This is a genomic window from Burkholderia anthinoferrum (genome assembly GCF_002925705.1).
GTDB lineage: Bacteria > Pseudomonadota > Gammaproteobacteria > Burkholderiales > Burkholderiaceae > Burkholderia > Burkholderia semiarida.
On record NZ_LFZP01000041.1, the window covers coordinates 345,548 to 364,008 of the forward strand.

The 18,461-nt window shown below is 70.0% G+C and carries 15 protein-coding genes; 8 read left to right on the top strand and 7 right to left on the bottom strand.

Translation table 11 applies throughout. The features are described from left to right. Window positions 1-433: 433 nt before the first annotated feature. Together C5F75_RS14985 and C5F75_RS14990 are read right to left on the bottom strand one after the other, a co-directional pair. Entirely contained in the window at window positions 434-1,678 is a 1,245-nt protein-coding gene (locus tag C5F75_RS14985) for an NAD(P)/FAD-dependent oxidoreductase (RefSeq protein ID WP_104012397.1), read from the bottom strand. A 67-nt stretch (window positions 1,679-1,745) separates the two neighbouring features. After that, window positions 1,746-2,525, bottom strand: coding sequence for an ABC transporter substrate-binding protein (locus tag C5F75_RS14990; protein ID WP_059642012.1), 780 nt, complete (start codon window positions 2,523-2,525; stop codon window positions 1,746-1,748). A 378-nt stretch (window positions 2,526-2,903) separates the two neighbouring features. On the opposite strand from C5F75_RS14990, the gene C5F75_RS14995 reads away from it, so the two are divergent. The 5 genes from C5F75_RS14995 (at window position 2,904) to C5F75_RS15015 (ending at window position 8,243) form a co-directional block, all read left to right on the top strand. Beyond that, window positions 2,904-3,866, top strand: a complete 963-nt coding sequence (locus C5F75_RS14995; RefSeq protein ID WP_104012398.1) for an ornithine cyclodeaminase family protein — start codon at window positions 2,904-2,906, stop codon at window positions 3,864-3,866. Then, window positions 3,863-4,657 (top strand): helix-turn-helix transcriptional regulator, encoded by a 795-nt coding sequence (locus C5F75_RS15000; protein ID WP_081066595.1) that lies wholly within the window; start codon window positions 3,863-3,865, stop codon window positions 4,655-4,657. Before C5F75_RS14995 ends, C5F75_RS15000 begins: the two co-directional genes overlap by 4 nt. 189 nt (window positions 4,658-4,846) lie before the next feature. Beyond that, window positions 4,847-5,578, top strand: a complete 732-nt coding sequence (locus C5F75_RS15005; RefSeq protein ID WP_059574223.1) for a DsbA family oxidoreductase — start codon at window positions 4,847-4,849, stop codon at window positions 5,576-5,578. Window positions 5,579-5,708: 130 nt separating this feature from the next. Further along, on the top strand, window positions 5,709-7,148 hold the full coding sequence (locus tag C5F75_RS15010) for a DHA2 family efflux MFS transporter permease subunit (protein WP_059574224.1): 1,440 nt from the start codon (window positions 5,709-5,711) through the stop codon (window positions 7,146-7,148). Window positions 7,149-7,454: 306 nt separating this feature from the next. After that, complete coding sequence (locus tag C5F75_RS15015) at window positions 7,455-8,243, top strand: sulfite exporter TauE/SafE family protein (protein ID WP_059574336.1); 789 nt, start codon at window positions 7,455-7,457, stop codon at window positions 8,241-8,243. A gap of 287 nt (window positions 8,244-8,530) precedes the next feature. Here the strand turns inward: C5F75_RS15015 and C5F75_RS15020 are convergent, their stop codons facing one another. After that, a complete protein-coding gene (locus C5F75_RS15020) occupies window positions 8,531-10,618 on the bottom strand; it encodes a D-(-)-3-hydroxybutyrate oligomer hydrolase (RefSeq protein WP_104012399.1) in 2,088 nt (695 codons plus the stop codon). Between the two features lie 137 nt (window positions 10,619-10,755). Beyond that, window positions 10,756-11,121, bottom strand: a complete 366-nt coding sequence (locus C5F75_RS15025) for a BON domain-containing protein (RefSeq protein ID WP_059574226.1) — start codon at window positions 11,119-11,121, stop codon at window positions 10,756-10,758. Between the two features lie 432 nt (window positions 11,122-11,553). Here C5F75_RS15025 and C5F75_RS15030 point away from each other — a divergent pair, with 432 nt between their 5' ends. The 3 genes from C5F75_RS15030 to C5F75_RS15040 all read left to right on the top strand — a co-directional run bounded on the left by C5F75_RS15030 (window position 11,554) and on the right by C5F75_RS15040 (window position 14,785). Continuing rightward, window positions 11,554-12,996, top strand: coding sequence for a TAXI family TRAP transporter solute-binding subunit (locus tag C5F75_RS15030; RefSeq protein ID WP_104012400.1), 1,443 nt, complete (start codon window positions 11,554-11,556; stop codon window positions 12,994-12,996). 94 nt (window positions 12,997-13,090) lie between these two features. After that, window positions 13,091-13,729, top strand: a complete 639-nt coding sequence (locus C5F75_RS15035; protein WP_059574337.1) for a 2-hydroxychromene-2-carboxylate isomerase — start codon at window positions 13,091-13,093, stop codon at window positions 13,727-13,729. Between the two features lie 108 nt (window positions 13,730-13,837). Continuing rightward, window positions 13,838-14,785, top strand: a complete 948-nt coding sequence (locus tag C5F75_RS15040) for a LysR family transcriptional regulator (RefSeq protein WP_059574228.1) — start codon at window positions 13,838-13,840, stop codon at window positions 14,783-14,785. 44 nt (window positions 14,786-14,829) lie between these two features. On the opposite strand, the gene C5F75_RS15045 is transcribed toward C5F75_RS15040, so the two are convergent. From C5F75_RS15045 to xdhB, 3 genes are all read right to left on the bottom strand, one after another. Continuing rightward, window positions 14,830-15,231 (bottom strand): polyketide cyclase, encoded by a 402-nt coding sequence (locus C5F75_RS15045; RefSeq protein WP_060965634.1) that lies wholly within the window; start codon window positions 15,229-15,231, stop codon window positions 14,830-14,832. A gap of 101 nt (window positions 15,232-15,332) precedes the next feature. Further along, the gene (gene xdhC / locus C5F75_RS15050) at window positions 15,333-16,001 is read right to left on the bottom strand and encodes a xanthine dehydrogenase accessory protein XdhC (RefSeq protein WP_104012401.1); all 669 of its coding nucleotides are present in this window, start codon (window positions 15,999-16,001) and stop codon (window positions 15,333-15,335) included. A gap of 84 nt (window positions 16,002-16,085) precedes the next feature. Then, the gene (gene xdhB / locus C5F75_RS15055; protein ID WP_104012402.1) at window positions 16,086-18,449 is read right to left on the bottom strand and encodes a xanthine dehydrogenase molybdopterin binding subunit; all 2,364 of its coding nucleotides are present in this window, start codon (window positions 18,447-18,449) and stop codon (window positions 16,086-16,088) included. Window positions 18,450-18,461 lie beyond the last annotated feature (12 nt).

The window sequence follows — 18,461 nt, forward strand, 5'->3', positions numbered from 1 at the left end:
AACCGGATGGATTTGTCTGCTTATTGACCGGCAATAACGCTTTTTTAATTGATTTCTGACGAATTCACGCGTCGCGACGCCACAATAGTCTGACGAAAAGCGCCATCGGAGCGGGGATGTAACGTAACGTTTGCGAGCCTCGTGGTGACGTGTACCGGTACATTCCGCCAATGCCGGAACACGCGCCGGCAATGCAACCCTATACCGTTACGACGGGCCGACCATTACGCATTTCGGCAATATGAAAATGCATTGATCAATCGCGAATTTGCTGATTTTCTTTTGTCGCGAAATTTTCTTTCTTGTCGATTACGCAGATCATTTCCAATTGCGCGGATTTCGACGAGCCGGACAGCAGAACGAAAAACTGTGAAGCAAGCGCATGCCCGCCGGCGCGTGCCGGCGACCGAAACCGCATCCGCGCGCCGCAGGTTCAGCCGAAGCGGGCGGGCCGATACGGATGAGGATCGATATAGGTCGGCGCGCCCGTCATCATCTCGGCGAGCAGGCGGCCGGTCGCGGGCCCCAGCGTGAGCCCGTGATGGCAATGGCCGAACGCGAACCACAAATGACGGTGGCGCGGCGCCGGCCCGATCACCGGACGCATGTCGGGCGTACAAGGCCGCATCCCGAGCCACGGTTGCGGATCGAGCCGCTCGCCGATGCCGAACGCGTCGCGCGCCAGCGGTTCGGCGCGCGCGAGTTGCACGCCGGTCGGCGGCGCATCGCGCGGCGCGATCTCGACGCCTGTGGTGAGCCGCAGGCGGCCACCCTCCATCGGCGCGACGACGAAACCGGCCTCGGTATCGCACACGGGCACGTTCAGCGGCGTGCGCGTCGGCCGGTAATGCATGTGATAGCCGCGCTTCGCGCGCAGCGGAATCCGGTAGCCGAGCGGCGCGAACACATGATCGGACCACGGCCCGAGCGCGACCACGGCCGAGCGTGCCGAGATCGGCCCGTGTTCGGACCGGACCTGCCAGCCGCCATCCATCTGCACGAGCGTCGTCGCGTCGCCGCGCACGAACGTGCCGCCGTCGCGCTCGAACAGCCGCGCATACGCCTTGGTCAGCCCGCCCGGGCTCGATACGGTCTTCGGGTCCTGCCAGTGGAACGCGCCGCAGAATGCGTCGCCGATGCCGGGCTCGCGCGCCCGCAGCGCACGCGCATCGAGCACGGTCATCCGCAGCCCGTGCTCGGCCGCCACGCGCTGCTGCGCGCGCGCTTGCTCGTCGAACAGCGCGGGTGAACGGAACGCCTCGATCCACCCGCCGTCGTGCACGAGCGGCTGCGCGTCGGTGCGCGCGAGGAGCGCATCGTGCTCGACGACGCTCGCCGCGACGAGCGGAAGCAGGTCGCGCGCGGCGGCCGCGAGCCGCCGCGGCGACGATTCGCGCCAGAAGCGGGCGAGCCAGCCCGCGTACGCGGGCAGCGCGCGGTAGTCCCAATAGAGATCGACCGAGCGGTTGCGCGCATAGCGCAGCAGCGTGCCGAGCTGGCGCGGAAACGCATACGGCACGACCGACGAGCGCTCGATCAGCCCCGCATTGCCGTGGCTGGTTTCCTCGCCGGGCGCGCGCCGGTCGACGAGCGCGACGCGCAGCCCGCGATCCTGCAGATGCAGCGCCGACGACACGCCGACGATGCCGGCCCCCAGAACGATGACGTCGAAATCCATGGTTCCCCGTACTGCGTCGAGATGGGATGCGCGTTGCGCCGGCCCCGCGGCCGGCGCGCGGCGGCGCTTACTTCGCGATGATGTCGCGCTTGAAGTACTTCTGCGACAGCGCGCTCAGCGTGCCGTCCTTCTTCAGCGCATCGAGCGCGCCGACGATCTTCGCCTGCAGCGCCTTGTCGTTCTTGCGCATCCCGAAGCCCGTGCCTTCGCCGAGCGTCGCCGGATCCTTCAGCGGCTCGCCGACGATCTGGTAGTCGCGGCCGGCCGGCTTGTCGAGGAACCCGTCCTGCGCGGTCTGCGCTTCCTGCACGGCCGCGTCGAGACGCCCCGCGACGAGATCGGCGTAGATCTGGTCCTGCTCCTGGTAGGACACGACGGCCACGCCCGCATTGGCCCAGTGCGCCTTCAGAAAATCCTCCTGCGACGAGCCCTGCAGCACGCCGACGTGCTTGCCGCGCAGGCTCGCGACGTCGGGCTTCAACGGCGCACCGCGCTTCGCGACCATCACGATCGGCACCACGTAGATCGCCGGCGTGAAGTCGATGCTTTGCTTGCGCTTCGCGGTGATGTTCATCGCCGAGTTGATCGCGTCGAACTTGCGCGCCTGTAGCGCGGGGATCAGCCCGTCGAACGCATTCTCGACCCATACACACTTCATGTTCAGCTTCGCGCACACCGCGTTGCCGACGTCGACGTCGAACCCCTGCAACTGACCGGCCGGCGTCTTGCTCTCGAACGGCGGATAGGCGGCTTCGATCCCGAAGCGCAACGTGGTTTGTTCCGCATGGGCCGTGACGGCCGCGCACGCGAGCGCCGCAGCGGCGCAGAGGGAAAGCTTCCAGTTCATGACGGTCTTCCGTTCCGGATTGAGGCGATGAAGATCGGTCGCCCGACACCCTCGGTGGGCGGCGGGTCGGCATTCGAGTGCAGGCCGACGCCGCATGGCGACGTGGCGGGTCCTGCATGCGAAATATAGACTCAAAGTCTACTATAGACTATAGGGGATACGAGGATGCCGCTCTGGCCCTCCATGTCGAAATTTCTTTCGATCACCAAAAACACCGTTGATTTCATGGAATTTTTCGTGACATCGACTCCGAAACAGCATCTCGAAAATAAAAACTCTCACGACTTTGTTTGTCTATATTAGACTTTTCGTCCATCACAAATCCCACAGAACACCGTCTTTCGAGACTTTCTGTCCAGCCCGAACCGGAGATGCCCCATGACGCAAACCGTCCCCACCCTGCCGCTGACCGTCGACGAAGCCGCGGTGCGCGCGGCGCTGCCGTCGCTCGACGTGCTCGGCACGCTGCGCCGGATGTTCGCGTCGCTGGCCGCGGCGCGCGCGGTGCAGCCGCCGCAGACGCTCACGCTGTTTCCCGACCGGGCTGGCGACTTCATCACGTATCTCGGCGCGCTCGCCGACGAGCAGGTGTTCGGCGCGAAGCTGTCGCCGTATGTCGTGACAGGCGGCAAACCTGTCGTCACCGCATGGACCGCGCTGATGTCGATGCAGACCGGCCAGCCGCTGATGTGGTGCGACGCGGGGCTGCTGACCGTCGAACGCACGGCCGGCACGACGGCGCTCGCGGTCGACTGTCTCGCGCCGCGCGACGCGCGTCATCTGGCGATCGTCGGCGCGGGTGCGGTCGGCCTCGCGCACCTGCGGCACACGGTGGCGCTGCGCGACTGGGCCACGATCCGCGTGTACTCGCCCGCGCTGGCCGGTGACGCGGCGCTGCAGGCGAGCCTGACCGCGCTCGACGCGCGCGCACGCGCGGCGGCGAGCGTCGAGGCCTGCGTGCGCGACGCGGACGTCGTGATGCTGTGCACGTCGTCGGGCACGCCCGTGCTCGGCGACGGCATGCTCACGCGCCCCGCGCTCGTCACGTCGATCAGCACGAACGTCGCGCGCGCGCACGAAATCCCGCCCGCGTGGCTGCCTGACATGGACGTCTACTGCGACTACCGGCACACGACGCCCGCGAGCGCGGGCGAGATGCAGATCGCCGCGGCCGAGCACGGCTGGGATGCCGGCCGGATCGTCGGCGACCTGCCCGCGCTCGTCGCCGGCACCTGCGCGGCGCCGTCGCGCACGCGTCACGCGCTGTTCCGCTCGATCGGCCTGGGCCTCGAGGACATCGCGATCGCGCACGCGCTGTACACGCATCTGACGCACGCATGAGCGGCGCGCGCACACGGGGCCGATACAATGGCGCAACCGCTGCGGCGGCCGCGCGCGGGCGCACGGGCATGCCGGCCGACGGTGGCCCGGCCCGCCGGCCCCACACGCTGCTCCGCTCCCGCCCACCCGAGATCGCGACACCGATGCGCAAGAAGAAATCTCCCGTCAAAGACCTGCTGCTCACCCGCTATGCGCCGATCGCCGACGGTATCGCCGCGCTGTTCTTCCCGTACGCGGAAGTCGTGATCCACGACCTGCACGACCAGACCGTGCTGTATCTCGCGAACAACCTGTCGAAGCGCGAGGTCGGCGACGATTCCGCGCTCGAGGAAATCGATCATTCGGCGCGCGAACGCGTGATCGGCCCGTACGAGAAGCTGAACTGGGACGGCCGGCGGATGCGCTGCGTGAGCAACGTGCTGTTCGACGACGAAGGCCGGCCGGCCGGGGTGATGTGCATCAACTTCAACATCGCGGTGTTCGACGAGGTGCGCGCGACGCTCGACCTGTTCATCAAGGGCGCGGGCGTCGTCGCGCAGCCCGACGAACTGTTCCGCGACGACTGGCAGGAGCGCATCAACACGTTCCTGCACGGATGGCTGCGCGAGCGGCAGGTCGGGCTGAACGGGCTCACGCGCGAGCACCGGCGCGAGCTCGTCGAGGCGCTGTACGCGGAAGGCGCGTTCCGCGGCAAGAGCGCGGCGAACTACGTCGCGAACGTGCTCGGGATGGGGCGCGCGACGGTCTACAAGCATCTGAAGCACCTGAAGGAAACGCAGGGCGACGCCTGAGCGGGATGCGGCGGGCGCGATGACGCGCAGACTTCGCGCCATCGGCACCGGCCTTCCGGTTCCGCGTCCAAGCCTCGCGATGCGCGGGTGCAGCCCGGGTTCCGCGCGGGCCCGCCGCCGAAGCGCCCAAGCGCGGCACCATAAAATGATATAGTCGCAGTTACATTTTTTTGCCGCCCCGAACCGCCCATGACGACCGCTCCCGCTCCGACTGCCCGCCCGACCCTGACCGTCGAAATCTGGTCCGATCTGATCTGCCCATGGTGCTGGATCGGCAAGCGCCGCTTCGACGAGGCACTGGCCGCGTTCGCGCACGCCGAGCGCGTCGACGTCGTGCCGCGCGCGTACCGGCTGATGCCCGGCCAGCCCGTCGAGCCGGTCGAGGCGATGCTGGCAGGCAAATACCGGATGGCGCCGGCGCAGGTCGACCAGATGCTGCGCCAGGTGACCGATGCGGCCGCGAGCGTCGGGCTGCGCTACGACCTGCCCGGCACGCTGGTCGGCGACACGCTCGACGGCCACCGGCTCGTGAAGCTCGCGCAGGCGTCGGGCCGCGCGCACGCGCTGACCGAGCGGCTCTATCGCGCGTATTTCTGCGAGCACGGCTCGCTGTTCGATCATGCCGCGCTGACCGAATTCGCGGTCGAAGCCGGGCTCGAGCGCCCGGCCGTCGAAGCGGTGCTGCGCAGCGACGCCTACCGCGACGAAGTCGAGGCCGACATCGCGCGCGCCGAACAGATCGGCGGGCGCGGCGTGCCGCTGTTCGTGTTCGGCGGCCGCTACGCGGTGTCCGGCGCGCAGCCGGCCGACGCGTTCGCGCAGGCGCTCGACCAGGCATGGCGCGACGGCGTCGTCGAACTCGGCGGCAGCGACGCGGCCGCCTGCGGCCCCGACGGCTGCGAACTGCCGGCCCGGTCGTAACGCGCAACCCGCGGCACGCGCGCCGCGCGCCACTACGCTTCGCTGCTGCCACAAACCGGCAGGAAGCCCGCGCCGATGACGTCTACAATGCCTCCTTTCAAATAACTGTCAGAGAGAAGGCTGAGCGCCCATGACCCACGGTATCCACGGCGAGAAGCGCTGGTATGCGCTGATCGTGCTCTGCCTCGGCGTGCTGATGATCGTGCTCGACAGCACGATCGTGAACGTTGCGTTGCCGTCGATCAGCACCGACCTCCACTTCACCGAAACAGCCCTCGTGTGGGTCGTCAACGCGTACCTGCTGACGTTCGGCGGCTGCCTGCTGCTCGGCGGCCGGCTCGGCGACCTGTACGGCCAGCGGCGCATGTTCCTCGCGGGCCTCGTCGTGTTCACGCTCGCGTCGCTCGCCTGCGGCCTCGCGCAATCACAGGCGATGCTGATCGCCGCGCGCGCGGTGCAGGGGCTCGGCGGCGCGGTCGTGTCGGCCGTCTCGCTGTCGCTGATCATGAATCTCTTCACCGAGCCCGGCGAGCGCGCACGTGCGATGGGCGTCTACGGCTTCGTGTGCGCGGGCGGCGGCAGCATCGGCGTGCTGCTCGGCGGGCTGCTGACGAGCTCGCTGTCGTGGCACTGGATCTTCCTCGTCAACCTGCCGATCGGCGCCGCGGTCTATGCGATGTGCGTCGCGCTGCTGCCGCGCACGCGTGCGCCGGCCGGCACGGCCCGGCTCGACGTCGCCGGCGCGATCACGGTAACCGCGTCGCTGATGCTGGCCGTCTACGGGATCGTCGGCGGCAACGAGGCCGGCTGGCTGTCGACGCAGACGGTCGCGCTGATCGGCGCGGCCGTCGTGCTGCTCGCGCTGTTCATCGCGATCGAGTCGCGCGCCGCGCATCCGCTGATGCCGCTCACGCTGTTCGCCGCGCGCAACGTCGCGCTCGCGAACGCGATCGCCGTGCTGTGGGCGGCCGCGATGTTCGCGTGGTTCTTCCTGTCCGCGCTGTACATGCAGCGCGTGCTCGGCTACGGGCCGCTGCAGGTCGGCCTCGCGTTCCTGCCGGCGAACCTGATCATGGCCGCGTTCTCGCTCGGGCTGTCGGCGCGCATCGTGATGCGCTTCGGGATCCGCGGCCCGATCGCCGCCGGCCTGCTGACCGCGGCATGCGGCCTCGCGCTGTTCTCGCGCGCGCCGGTCGACGGCGGTTTCGTGTGGCACGTGCTGCCCGGCATGGCGCTGCTCGGCATCGGCGCTGGCGTCGCGTTCAATCCGGTGCTGCTCGCCGCGATGAACGACGTCGATCCGGCCGATTCCGGGCTCGCGTCGGGCATCGTCAACACCGCGTTCATGATGGGCGGCGCGCTCGGGCTCGCGGTCCTCGCGAGTCTCGCGGAGGCCCGCACCGGCGCACTGGCGGCGGCGCAAGCGGCGCCGCTCGACGCGCTGAACGGCGGCTACCACGCGGCCTTCGCGTTCGGCGCGGCGTTTGCGGCCGTGGCCGCGCTGACCGGCTTCGCGCTGCGCATCCGGCCGCCGCGCGCGGTCGAAGGCGCCGGGCCCGCGATGCACTGACCGTCGACGGACGGGCCGGGAACCGGTATCGGACCGGGGCGCGCATCGTCGCGCCTTTTTCGTGCGTGCCGGGCACGCGGCGTACGCGCCCGGTTCGCCGCCGCTTTCGGGCCAGATCATCGTCGTCGGCCGCGCCCGCCCGAACGCGCGTTTCACGTCCCGCCGGCCGCCTGCCGGGCGGGCCTTCGCGGCCGATTTTTAACGCAGTCGTCCATTGACGCGTCACTTTTGCGACAATGGCGGACTTTGACGCGCACGCCACGGGCCGCGCGCCGCCGCCGAACGCCGCATAACCGCCTGCTTCCGATGTCGCTTCCCCATATCGATCTGCTGTACTCGCTGTCCGGCCTGTTCGTCGGCATTCTCGTCGGCCTGACGGGTGTCGGCGGCGGTTCGTTGATGACGCCGATTCTCGTGCTGCTGTTCGGCGTCCACCCTGCGACGGCGGTCGGCACCGACCTGCTGTACGCGGCCGCGACCAAGGCCACCGGCACGCTCGTCCACGGCCTGAAAGGCTCGGTCGACTGGCGCATCACGGGCCGCCTCGCGGCGGGCAGCGTGCCGGCCGCGGCGCTCACGCTGTGGTGGCTGCACACGCACGGGATGAACACGCCGGGTACCGCGCGGATGATCCAGCTCGTGCTCGGCGTGGCGCTGCTGCTGACGTCGCTCGCGCTGATCTTCCGCCCTCAGCTCACCGCATTCGCCGCGCGCAACCCGCTCGCGCCGAGCCCCGCGCGCACGCTGTGGTCGACCGTGCTGACGGGCGCCGTGCTCGGCGTGCTCGTGTCGATGACGTCGGTCGGCGCCGGCGCGATCGGCGTGACCGTGCTCCTGCTGCTGTATCCGCTGCTCGCGACGACCCGCATCGTCGGTTCCGACATCGCGCACGCGGTGCCGCTCACGCTCGTCGCGGGGATGGGCCACTGGCTGCTCGGCTCGGTCGACTGGTCGATGCTGCTGTCGCTGCTGCTCGGTTCGCTGCCCGGCATCGTGATCGGCAGCCTGCTGTCGGCACGCGCGCCCGAGCGGCTGCTGCGCAACCTGCTCGCGTCGACCCTGGTCGCGGTCGGCGTGCGGCTCGTGCTGGCGTAAGCGGGCGCCGCTCCTGACGAACAACGCCGTCCCGGTGCTGCGTGCGCGCCCGCAGCTTCAGCACGCGTTGCAGCGCAGTACGGTTCGCGAGGATGCCGTCGTAGAAATTGGCGAGATCGCCCTTCAGCGCGGTCCACGACGCGTCGTTCAGGCAGATCATGTGGCCCGACGGGTCGTTCTTGATCGTCAGGTTCTGCGCGTTGAACGCGGTGCGACCGATTCCAGACGACGCGCAGAAAAAAGCCGGACGGCTGTCCGGCTTGCACGAGGCGGCGCGTCGGCCGCGGTCAGAGCGGCACGTCGATCGTGCCCACGCCGGTCGTGATCGCGTTCGCGCCCGGCGCGGTCGAGATCGGCGGCAGGTTCGCGCTCGACAGCGCGGGCGCGGCGCCCGGCGTGCCGCCGCGCGGTACCGTGCGCACCACCTGCGACGGCGGCAGCGGCGCGCCGTTCTTCAGATGCTTCCACATCAGGTTCAGCGCCTGCACGTTGTAGTAGTGAACCGGCACGAAACGCGTATCGAAGCCCGGAACCGACAGGAATGCGTCGAAGTGCTGGCCGTTCGTCACTTCGTAGAACACCAGCCGGCTACGCCCGGCTTCGCTGATCCCGTTCTGCGCGACGTACGCGCGCGACGCGTGGTTCACCGGCACGAGGGCGTCACCGCGGCCCTGCACGATGATCGCCGGCTTGCCGTGCAGGTTCGCGTTCACGCGCACCGCGTCGACGTTCGCGGGCATCCCGAGCATTCCGTTCGTCCATAGCTGGCGCAGGCACAGCGCGCCCGCGAAGCTCGCATCGGGCGTCGCGAGCCGGTGGTCGACGCCCGCGCCGTCGTTGAACACGAGATTGATGCCGGCCGTCGGCGGCACGCCGTTGCCGGCGCCGAACACGGCCGGCATCGGCGATGCGGCGGGCGCCGCGACCGCGCCCGTCGCGTTCGTCGTCGCGAAGCTGAAGTTGCACAGGTTGTCGGTGACGCGCGAGCGCGTGTATGCGTTCGCATAGGTGACCGCGATCGCGGGAATCGCCTGCGAATCCCACATCGACGCCTGCAGCAGGTCCGAATCCGCCAGATAGCCGGCCGCGTGGAGCTGCGCGAGCGCGTCGGCCGCCTGGCTCTGCGTGTCGGCGCCCGACACCAGCCCGGCCGCGGCGAGCGTCGCGCAGCGCTGCGTGCGGATCGACTGCGTGGTCGCGGCCGGCAGCGCGCTCAGGTACGGCGCGCCGGCGAGCGACGCCGATGCGGCCGCGCACGGCTCCAGCAGGTTCGCGAGCGTCGCGTAATCGGCCAGCGGCCGGCCGAACGACGGCACCGGCTGGCCGCCCGCGCGGACCACCGCGTTCGGCGCCATCCGCACGTTGATCTGCGGCTCGCCGACCACGACCGCGGTGATCCAGCCGCGGTTGTCCTGCTCGGCCGCCGCGAGCGACGCGCCGCCGCCGTTGCTGACCGACGCGGCGATCGTCGTGATGTCGCCCGCGCGATAGCGCACGCCGCGACGCGAGCCGTCGATCAGCGGCCCGAACTGCTCGTTGAGCGCCCAGTATGCGAATTCGACCGACTGCAGCGTCACGCGCCCCCAGTCCTGCTCGGGATTCTGTTGCGAATGCGCGTGCTTGAACGCATAGCGGTTCGGGAAGCGGTTGTTGAACGCGGCGAGATCGCCGCTCGTCACGTTCGCGGTGAACAGGCTCGCGGTGCCGGCCAGCACCGCGTTGGCGAGCGTGCCGTCGATCAGCGTGACGGTGTCGGAGCCGAGCTCGTGCGCGCCGTTGCCGCCGCCCTTGTCGTTGTAGGCCACCGCGCAGCCGCGCTTGAGCGCCCACTCGCCGGCCGCGGAAATCGCGCCGTACACGCCGCGCGAGCCGGACGACGTCGCGGTGACGATGCACGGCTGCGCGGGATCGAAGCGGGCGGGCACCTGCACGAGCAGCGTGACGTTTTTGGTGCCGCTGCCGTCGTCGGCATACGCAAGGTATTCGGTGCCGGGGATCTTGCCTTCGCCGAGCGTATCGTTGCCGCCGAGGTCGACGTTCGGCCCCCAGAAGCGGCCGTAGCCGCCGTTCGCGCTCATGTCGACGAGCGCGCGGTAGTTCGACCAGATGGCGAGGCGCCGCAATTCGGCGCTCGTCGGCCGCGCCGGATTCGCGAAGCCGGGCGCGCTCGCCGCGGCGAGCCCCGTCTTGCCGAGGCCGGCCGTCAGCAGGTCGTCGCTCGCGCCGTCGTAGGTCGTCGTGCGCACGCTGCCGGACACGAAGCCGGGCAACCGGTTGCGCTCGGCCGACTCGTCGCCGTTGCAGGCGCCGAGCATCGCGACCGCGGCCAGCGCCGCTCCCCACACCACCCGCCTGCCCCACCCGAGCTTCGTCATCGCCGCCCCCTCGATATCGTTATCGGTCCGCCGCCGCGCCGCGCGCGGCTTTCGGCCTCTGAAGCGCAAACGGGCCCCGGCATGCCGGGGCCCGCTGGAAACGGGCGCACGCGGCGCTCGCGCGCCGCCGCCCGGCGTTACTGCTGCTGAACCGTCAGCTTGTTCGAGACCGACGTCACACCCTTCACGCTCTTGGCTGCCTCTTCCGCCTTGTCGATCTGTGCCTGGTCGGGCACCGTGCCCTCCAGCGAGATCGCGCCGCCCTTCGAACGCACGACGATGTTCGCCACGTCGATGCCGCCTGCCTTCGTAATGGCCTTGCGCACCGCGTAGCCGAGCTTGCGGTTCGCCTTCTTCGCGGTTTTCGCGGCGGCCTTCGGCGCGCTCGCTGCGGCCGCCGGCGCTTCCGTCGCCGCTGCGTCGCTCGACTGCGCATACACGCTGCCCGACAGACAGGCCGCCACGGCGGCGACACCCAACGCTCTCAACACGATCGACTTCATGCTATCTCCTTATCACTTCGGAACGGCCGTGCACAGTACGGCCGGATACCCCCAAAAACAGCCGGCCCGCGCGCGAACGGGCGGGACAGCCGGTGTTTTCCACGGCGATACGAGAGAGGCGGCACGGGCCGGCGGCCGGCGCACGCGAGAAGCGGGCCAGCCGGGCCGGACAGCCGCCGGCCGGACGCGCCCGGTCTCATGACGTGCCGGGTCGCGCGCGATTCGGGCGCGGCTGCGTCGCACAATGTAATCCAGCGCCCGCCGAAGCGCAAAGCTTTTGACGCGACGGCCGCCGCCGCTGTCGCCGGACAGCCGCGCGGGCCCGCCCGACTCGCGCATGCGCGGCGAAACCGGGTACCATCGCCGCGAGCATCCGTGTCGTCCGGTGACGACCGTCACCGATGCGTCACGCCAGCGTCATCCACCCGCCCCATGAAGCCTGCCAGCCCTCGCCCGCCGCGCCGCATCCTCGCCCGCTTCGTCGCCGTCTCGTGGCGCGACCTCGCGCTGTCGATCGGCCCGACCGTGCTGCTCGCCGGCGCGGCCGTCTGGCTCGCGGTCAAGCTGATCCAGCCGGCGCCGCCGTCCACGCTCGTGATCTCGGCCGGGCCGCCGGGCAGCACGTACTGGAACGCCGCGCAGAAATACAAGACGATCCTCGCGAAAAACGGCGTCACGCTCGACGTCCAATCGTCCGAAGGTTCCGCGCAGAACCTCGCGCGGCTGTCGAACCCGAACGCGCCGGTCGACGTCGGTTTCGTGCAGAGCGGCATCGGCCCGAAGGAGCGCGACGAGCATCTCGTGTCGCTCGGCAGCATCGGCTACGTGCCGCTCGCGATCATGTACCGCGGCCCGATCGTCGCGCGGCTGTCCGATTTCAAGGGCAAGCGGCTCGCGCTCGGCGCGGAAGGCAGCGGCGCGCGCGAGTTGAGCCTCGCGCTGCTGAAGATGAACGGGATCGTGCCGGGCGGCTCGACCGAGCTGCTGCCGACCGCCGGCGAGGACGCCGCGACCGCGCTGCTCGACGGCAAGATCGACGCGGCCTTCCTGTCCGGCGACTCGACGCAGATCCCGGTGATGGCGAAGCTGTTCCGCGCGCCGGGCGTGCACGTGTATTCGTTCACGCAGGCCGAGGCGTATGCGCGGCGGTTTCCGTACCTGACCGCGATCACGCTGCCGATGGGCGTCTACGATCTCGGCCGCAACCTGCCGCCTGCCGACATCCACACCGTCGCGCCGACGATCGAACTCGTCGCGCGCGACTCGCTGCACCCCGCGCTGTCCGACCTGCTGATCGAGGCCGCGCGCGAAGTGCACGGGCACGCGACGATCCTGCAGCACGCAGGCGAATTTCCGTCGTCCGTCACGCGCGGCTTCCCGCTGTCCGACGACGCCGCCCGCTACTACAAGTCGGGCAAGAGCTTCCTGTACCGGCGGCTGCCGTTCTGGGTCGCGAGCCTCGTCGACCGGCTGCTGGTGGTGGTCGTGCCGCTGATCGTCGTGCTGATTCCGGGGCTGCGGCTCGTGCCGTCGCTGTACGGCTGGCGCGTGCGCTCGCGCATCTACCGCTGGTACGGCGCGCTGATCGCGCTCGAGCGCCGCGCGCTCGGCGAACACACGGCCGAGGAGCGCGTCCAGTTGCTCGACGAGCTCGACGACATCGAGGAAGCCGTGAACCGGATGAAGATGCCGCTCGCGTACGCCGGGCAGTTCTACGTGCTGCGCGAGCACATCGGCTTCGTGCGCGAACGGCTCACCGCGCAGGAGCCGGACACGCCGGCGGGCCCGCCCGCCGCCGGCAGCCCGCCGGCACGCACGGCAAGCGCGCGGCAGCCGGCCGGCGACGCCCCCCGGGCGACTCCCGGTTCCGCATGAGCGGACGATCCGCGATCATTGCTGCATGCGCGCGCCGCCGCGTAACATGGAGGCCGCCGTCAGGCGCCGCACGCCCCACCTTCTGGAGAACGACATGACAACCGGCCTCGATACCGCCCAACCCGCCTGGTTCTTCGACTTCGTGTCGCCGTTCTCGTATCTGCTGCTCGAGCAGCACGACAAATGGCCGGACGTGCCGTTCGACCCCGTGGCCGTGTCGCTCGCCGACCTGCAGCGCCACTGGGGCCAGCGTCCGAGCGCCGACGTGCCGGCCAAGCGCGTGTTCACGTACCGTCACGCGCTGTTTCGCGCGGAACAGCTCGGCATCCGCTTCAAGATGCCGCCCGCGCACCCGTTCGATTCGGACAAGGTGCTGCGCCTCGCGATCGCGCTGCGCGCCGATATCGCGACGGTGCTGGAAATGTTCCGCTTCATCTGGCGCGAAGGCAACGATCCGTCGACGCCGGAAGGCTTCGCGGCGCTGTGCGAACGCGTCGGCGTCGGCCACGGCGACGAGCTGATCGAATTCGAGGAAACCGCCGCGCAACTGACCCGCAACACGGCCGACGCGATCGCGCTCGGCGTGTTCGGCGTGCCGACCTTCTGGATGAACCAGCAACTGTTCTGGGGCGAGGACGCGCTGCCGATGGTGCTGTACTGCGCGCGCACGCCGAACTGGCTCGAATCGGGCGAGGTCAAGCGGATCAGCACGCTGCCGAAGGGCCGCGCGTGATGGCGTGCGTGATGGCCGGTATCACGCACGGCAACGCGCGGCTGCGGTAAGGTAACGGGCTGTTTTCATATGAAAACGGCCCCTTGGCGTCCCCCGCATCCCCCACCAATGGAAGACGACGACCGTACCGCCTCGCTCGACATCTGGCTCGTGCGCGTGTTGCGCACGCTGCTGCTCGAGCGCAGCGTCACGCAGGCCGCGCTGCGGCTGAACCAGACCCAGCCCGCGATCAGCACCGCGCTGCGCAAGCTGCGCGAGACGCTGAACGATCCGATCCTCGTGCGCGGCAAATCCGGCATGGTGCCGACCGAATACGGCGCGTCGCTGCTCGAAGCCGCGTCGCGCGCGCTGCGCGAGGTCGATTTCATCGCGACGCCGCACGGCGAGTTCGATCCGTCGTCCGCGCGGCGCACGTTCCGCGTCGCCGCGCCCGACTACCTGAACGATTTCTTCATGCCGACGCTGATCGAGCGCTTTCGCGACGCGGCGCCGCATGCCCGTCTGGAAATCGATTCGCTGAACCCCGCGCTCGACCACGCGGCCGCGCTCGAGTCGGGCGCGCTCGATCTCGTGATCGGCAACTGGCCGAAGCCCGACCCGCAGTTCGCGCGCCAGGACCTGTTCTCCGACACGATCGTGTGCCTGATGCGCGACGCGCATCCGCTCGCCCGCGAGCCGCTCACGCGCGAAGCGTATGCGTCGGCCGCGCACGTCGCGCCCACCCCGTACACCGGCGACAAGCGCAATGCGATCGAGATCGGCCTGGCACGCGCGCGCCTCGCGCGGCGCGTCGTGACGACGCTGCCGTACTTCGGGATCGTGCCGCAGGTGCTGCTGCAGTCGGACCTGATCTTCACGACGACGCGCCGCTTCGCGACGCACTATGCGCAACTGCTGCCGCTCGTCGTCGTCGCGCCGCCCGTGCCGTTCCCGCGCATCAAGAGCTACCTGCTCACGCACCCGCAGCCCGACCGGCCGACCGACATCGCGTGGCTGTGCGCGCTGATGCAGAGCGTGTCCGACGAGCTGACGGTCGCCCGCACGCGCAAGCGCTGACGCGCGGCCGAAGCGCAGCGCGACGGGTCAGGCAGCGCGGCCGCTCAGGCCGTGCAGAAGGTTTCCTGCAGATGAGCCCAGCGTACGACGCCCGCCGCGTCGCGCGCGAACACGGCGGTCGCGCGGCGCGCGGGCAACTCGCCCGCCGCCGCGTGCTGCGCTTCGCGATAGGTGAGCACCGCGTGCGACGCGTCCGCCGCGAGCACGCGGATCTCCGACAGCGCGATGCGCAGCCCCGGCTTCGCGCCGGCCAGCTTCGCGAACAGCGCGCGCATACCGTCGTGGTCGACCATGCGGCCGTCGGTCAGGATCATCGTGAAGTCGGCGGAAAACGCGGCGAGCAGCGCATCGAGCGCCGCCGGCGCGGTATCGACGCCGGACAGCCAGCGCTCGATGGCGACGAGGCTCGCATCGAGCGCGTCGAGATAGACGGAATGATCGGACATGGGCGCGTGCACGGTAAAGTGAGCGCGGCCCGCTGCCGCGCGTTGTCGTGCAGTGTAGGCAAAAACGCACGGCCGTGCGCCGGCCGCGCGGCATGCGCGCGTTACCGCGCGCAGGACACCTCGTCGCGTGCGCGCCCGGCCGCGGCTGCGTTCGCATCGGCCACCGGCATCCCCGAACGCACCTGCAGCAACTCGGCGCAGACGGCCACCGCGATCGCGCCCGGCGCCTTGTCGACGATGCCGGCGACGCCGATCGGGCACACCATCTCGACGAGCCGCGCCGGATCGACGCCGCGCGCGGCGAGCCGGCGCTCGAACTTCACGCGCTTGGTGCGCGAGCCGATCATCCCGAAGTATGCGTAGTCGCGCCGCCGCATGATCCGCGCGGCGAGCGAGAAGTCGAGCGCGTGGTTGTGCGTCATCACGAGGAAATACGCGCCGGGCGGCGCCGCGTCGACGACGGCCTCCGGCGTGTCGGTCGGCTCCGGCTGCACGTTCGGCGGGCACTCGTCCGGGAACAGCTCGTCGCGCGTGTCGACCCACTGCACGACGCACGGCAATGCGCCGAGCAGCGTGACGAGCGCATGGCCGACGTGGCCCGCGCCGAACAGCACGACGTGCATCGGCGGCGGCGCACCGGTCGCGCGGTTGCGCTGGCCGGTGCCCGGCGCGAACGGCTGCAACGGCGAAGGCGCGCTGCCGCACGCGCCTTCGCACCCCACGACGGGCGCATCGGACGCGGCACGCGGCGAACGAGCGGGGCCGTTCACGCCGGCCTCCGGCGGGTCGCCCGAACGAAGCCGATCGCCCCGTCGGAGCCGACGCACGAAATGAGCGGGCAGACGCCGTTCACGTCAGCCTGCCCGCGCGGCGTTCGCCGCCCGCACCGCCTGCACCGCGCGCAGGATCGACTCGCCGGTGGCCGGCGCGTCGAGCGGCGGGTTCACGCGATAGTCGCCGACCGCGGCAATCGCATCGCGTACCGCGAAGAACACCGAGAACGGCAGCAGCAGCGGCGGCTCGCCGACGGCCTTCGAGCGGTGGATGCTGTCCTCGACGTTGCGGTTCTGGAACAGCCGCACGTTGAACTCGGGCGGCGTGTCGTTCACGGTCGGGATCTTGTAGGTGGACGGCGCGTGCGTCATCAGCTTGCCGCCCTTGTTCCACCACAGCTCCTCGGTCGTCAGCCAGCCCATCCCCTGGATGAACGCGCCTTCGACCTGGCCGATGTCGAGCGCCGGGTTCAGCGACGCGCCCACGTCGTGCAGCGCATCGACGCGCAGCGTGCGCATCTCGCCCGTCAGCGTGTCGATCACGACTTCCGACACCGCCGCGCCGTACGAGTAGTAGTAGAACGGCCGGCCCTGCAGCTTCGATTGATCCCAGTGCAGCTTCGGCGTCGCGTAGAAGCCGTCGGACCACAGCTGCACGCGCGCGAGGTATGCCTTCGCGACCACTTCGCCGAACGGCACGCCATGGCCGCCGACCCACACGACGTCGTTGCCGAACGTCACGTCGGCCGCCTCGACCTTGCCGTCGCCGAACTGCTTCGCCGCGAATGCCGCGAGCCGCTCGCGCAACTGGCGCGCCGCGTCCTGCGCGGCCTTGCCGTTCAGGTCCGAGCCCGTCGACGCGGCCGTCGCGGACGTGTTCGCGACCTTGCTCGTGTCGGTCGCCGTCACGCGGACCCGGCCGAAGCGGATGCCGAGCTCGTGCGCGACCACCTGCGCGACCTTCGTGTTGAGCCCCTGCCCCATCTCCGTGCCGCCGTGGTTCACGAGCACCGAGCCGTCGGTGTAGATGTGCACCAGCGCGCCGGCCTGGTTGAAGTGCGTGACGTTGAACGCGATGCCGAACTTCACCGGCGTGAGCGCGATGCCCTTCTTCAGCACCGTGTTGCGTGCGTTGAATGCACGCACGCCCGCGCGCCGCGCGCGGTAGTCGCTCGTCGCCTCGAGTTCGCCGAGCAGCTCCTGGAGCACGTTGTCCTCGATCGTCTGCCCGTACGGCGTCACGTTGCGTTCGGTCTTGCCGTACAGGTTCGCGTAGCGGACGTCGAGCGGATCGCGGCCGAGCGAACGCGCGATGTCGTCGAGGATGTATTCGATCGCGAACGCGCCCTGCGGGCCGCCGAAGCCGCGGAACGCGGTGTTCGACTGCGTGTTGGTCCTGCCGCAGTAGCCGGCGATGTCGACGTCGCCGAGCCAGTACGCGTTGTCGAAATGGCACACGGCGCGCGTCATCACCGGGCCGGACAGGTCGGCCGAGAAGCCGCAGCGCGACGTCATGTCGAGCGCCACGCCGTCGATGCGGCCGTCGTCGTCGTAGCCGACGTCGAAGCGGTAATGGAAGTCGTGCCGCTTGCCGGTGATCATCATGTCGTCGTCGCGGTCCGGACGCAGCTTCACCGGGCACAGCAGCTTCCATGCGGCGAGCGCCGCGCAGCATGCGAACAGGCCCGACTGCGATTCCTTGCCGCCGAACCCGCCGCCCATCCGGCGGCATTCGACCAGCACGTTGTGCGACGCCACGCCGAGCACGTGCGCGACGAGGTGCTGCATCTCGCTCGGGTGCTGCGTCGAGCAGTACACGTGCATGCCGTCGTCGTCCTTCGGCACCGCGTATGCGATCTGTCCTTCGAGGTAGAACTGCTCCTGCCCGCCGAGCAGCATCTCGCCCGACTCGCGGTGCGGCGCGGCGGCGAGCCGCGCGGCCGCGTTACCGCGCGCGAGCTTCAGCGGCGGGATCACGTAGGATTCGGCCGCGCGCGCTTCCTGCGCGGTCAGGATCGCGGGCAGCTCCTCGTACTCGACCTGCGCGCGGCGCGCGGCAAGCCGCGCGGTTTCATGCGACGTCGCGACGACGATGAACATCGGCTGGCCGACGAACTGCACGACGCCCTTCGCGAGCACCGGATCGTCGTGGACGATCGGGCCGCAATCGTTGACGCCCGGGATGTCGTCGGCCGTGAATACCGCGACCACGCCCGGCGTCGCACGCACCGCGTCGAAGTTCATCGACACGATCTTCGCGTGCGGCTTCGCCGACAACCCGAGCGCCGCGTGCAGCGTGCCCGCGACGACCGGAATGTCGTCGGTGTAGGTGGCGCGCCCGCTCACGTGCAGGTGGGCCGATTCGTGGGCGCGCGAGACGTGCACCTGCGCGGCGTCGGCCTGCGGGTCGAGGGTGCTCAGGAACGGTTCTGCTTGCTGGTTCATGTTCGGTGTTCT

Bases quoted from the DNA above. Each gene is read 5' to 3' on its own strand.
- C5F75_RS14985 (WP_104012397.1), bottom strand. From the start codon at position 1,678: ATGGATTTCGACGTCATCGTTCTGGGGGCCGGCATCGTCGGCGTGTCG.
- C5F75_RS14990 (WP_059642012.1), bottom strand. From the start codon at position 2,525: ATGAACTGGAAGCTTTCCCTCTGCGCCGCTGCGGCGCTCGCGTGCGCG.
- C5F75_RS14995 (WP_104012398.1), top strand. From the start codon at position 2,904: ATGACGCAAACCGTCCCCACCCTGCCGCTGACCGTCGACGAAGCCGCG.
- C5F75_RS15000 (WP_081066595.1), top strand. From the start codon at position 3,863: ATGAGCGGCGCGCGCACACGGGGCCGATACAATGGCGCAACCGCTGCG.
- C5F75_RS15005 (WP_059574223.1), top strand. From the start codon at position 4,847: ATGACGACCGCTCCCGCTCCGACTGCCCGCCCGACCCTGACCGTCGAA.
- C5F75_RS15010 (WP_059574224.1), top strand. From the start codon at position 5,709: ATGACCCACGGTATCCACGGCGAGAAGCGCTGGTATGCGCTGATCGTG.
- C5F75_RS15015 (WP_059574336.1), top strand. From the start codon at position 7,455: ATGTCGCTTCCCCATATCGATCTGCTGTACTCGCTGTCCGGCCTGTTC.
- C5F75_RS15020 (WP_104012399.1), bottom strand. From the start codon at position 10,618: ATGACGAAGCTCGGGTGGGGCAGGCGGGTGGTGTGGGGAGCGGCGCTG.
- C5F75_RS15025 (WP_059574226.1), bottom strand. From the start codon at position 11,121: ATGAAGTCGATCGTGTTGAGAGCGTTGGGTGTCGCCGCCGTGGCGGCC.
- C5F75_RS15030 (WP_104012400.1), top strand. From the start codon at position 11,554: ATGAAGCCTGCCAGCCCTCGCCCGCCGCGCCGCATCCTCGCCCGCTTC.
- C5F75_RS15035 (WP_059574337.1), top strand. From the start codon at position 13,091: ATGACAACCGGCCTCGATACCGCCCAACCCGCCTGGTTCTTCGACTTC.
- C5F75_RS15040 (WP_059574228.1), top strand. From the start codon at position 13,838: ATGGAAGACGACGACCGTACCGCCTCGCTCGACATCTGGCTCGTGCGC.
- C5F75_RS15045 (WP_060965634.1), bottom strand. From the start codon at position 15,231: ATGTCCGATCATTCCGTCTATCTCGACGCGCTCGATGCGAGCCTCGTC.
- xdhB (WP_104012402.1), bottom strand. From the start codon at position 18,449: ATGAACCAGCAAGCAGAACCGTTCCTGAGCACCCTCGACCCGCAGGCC.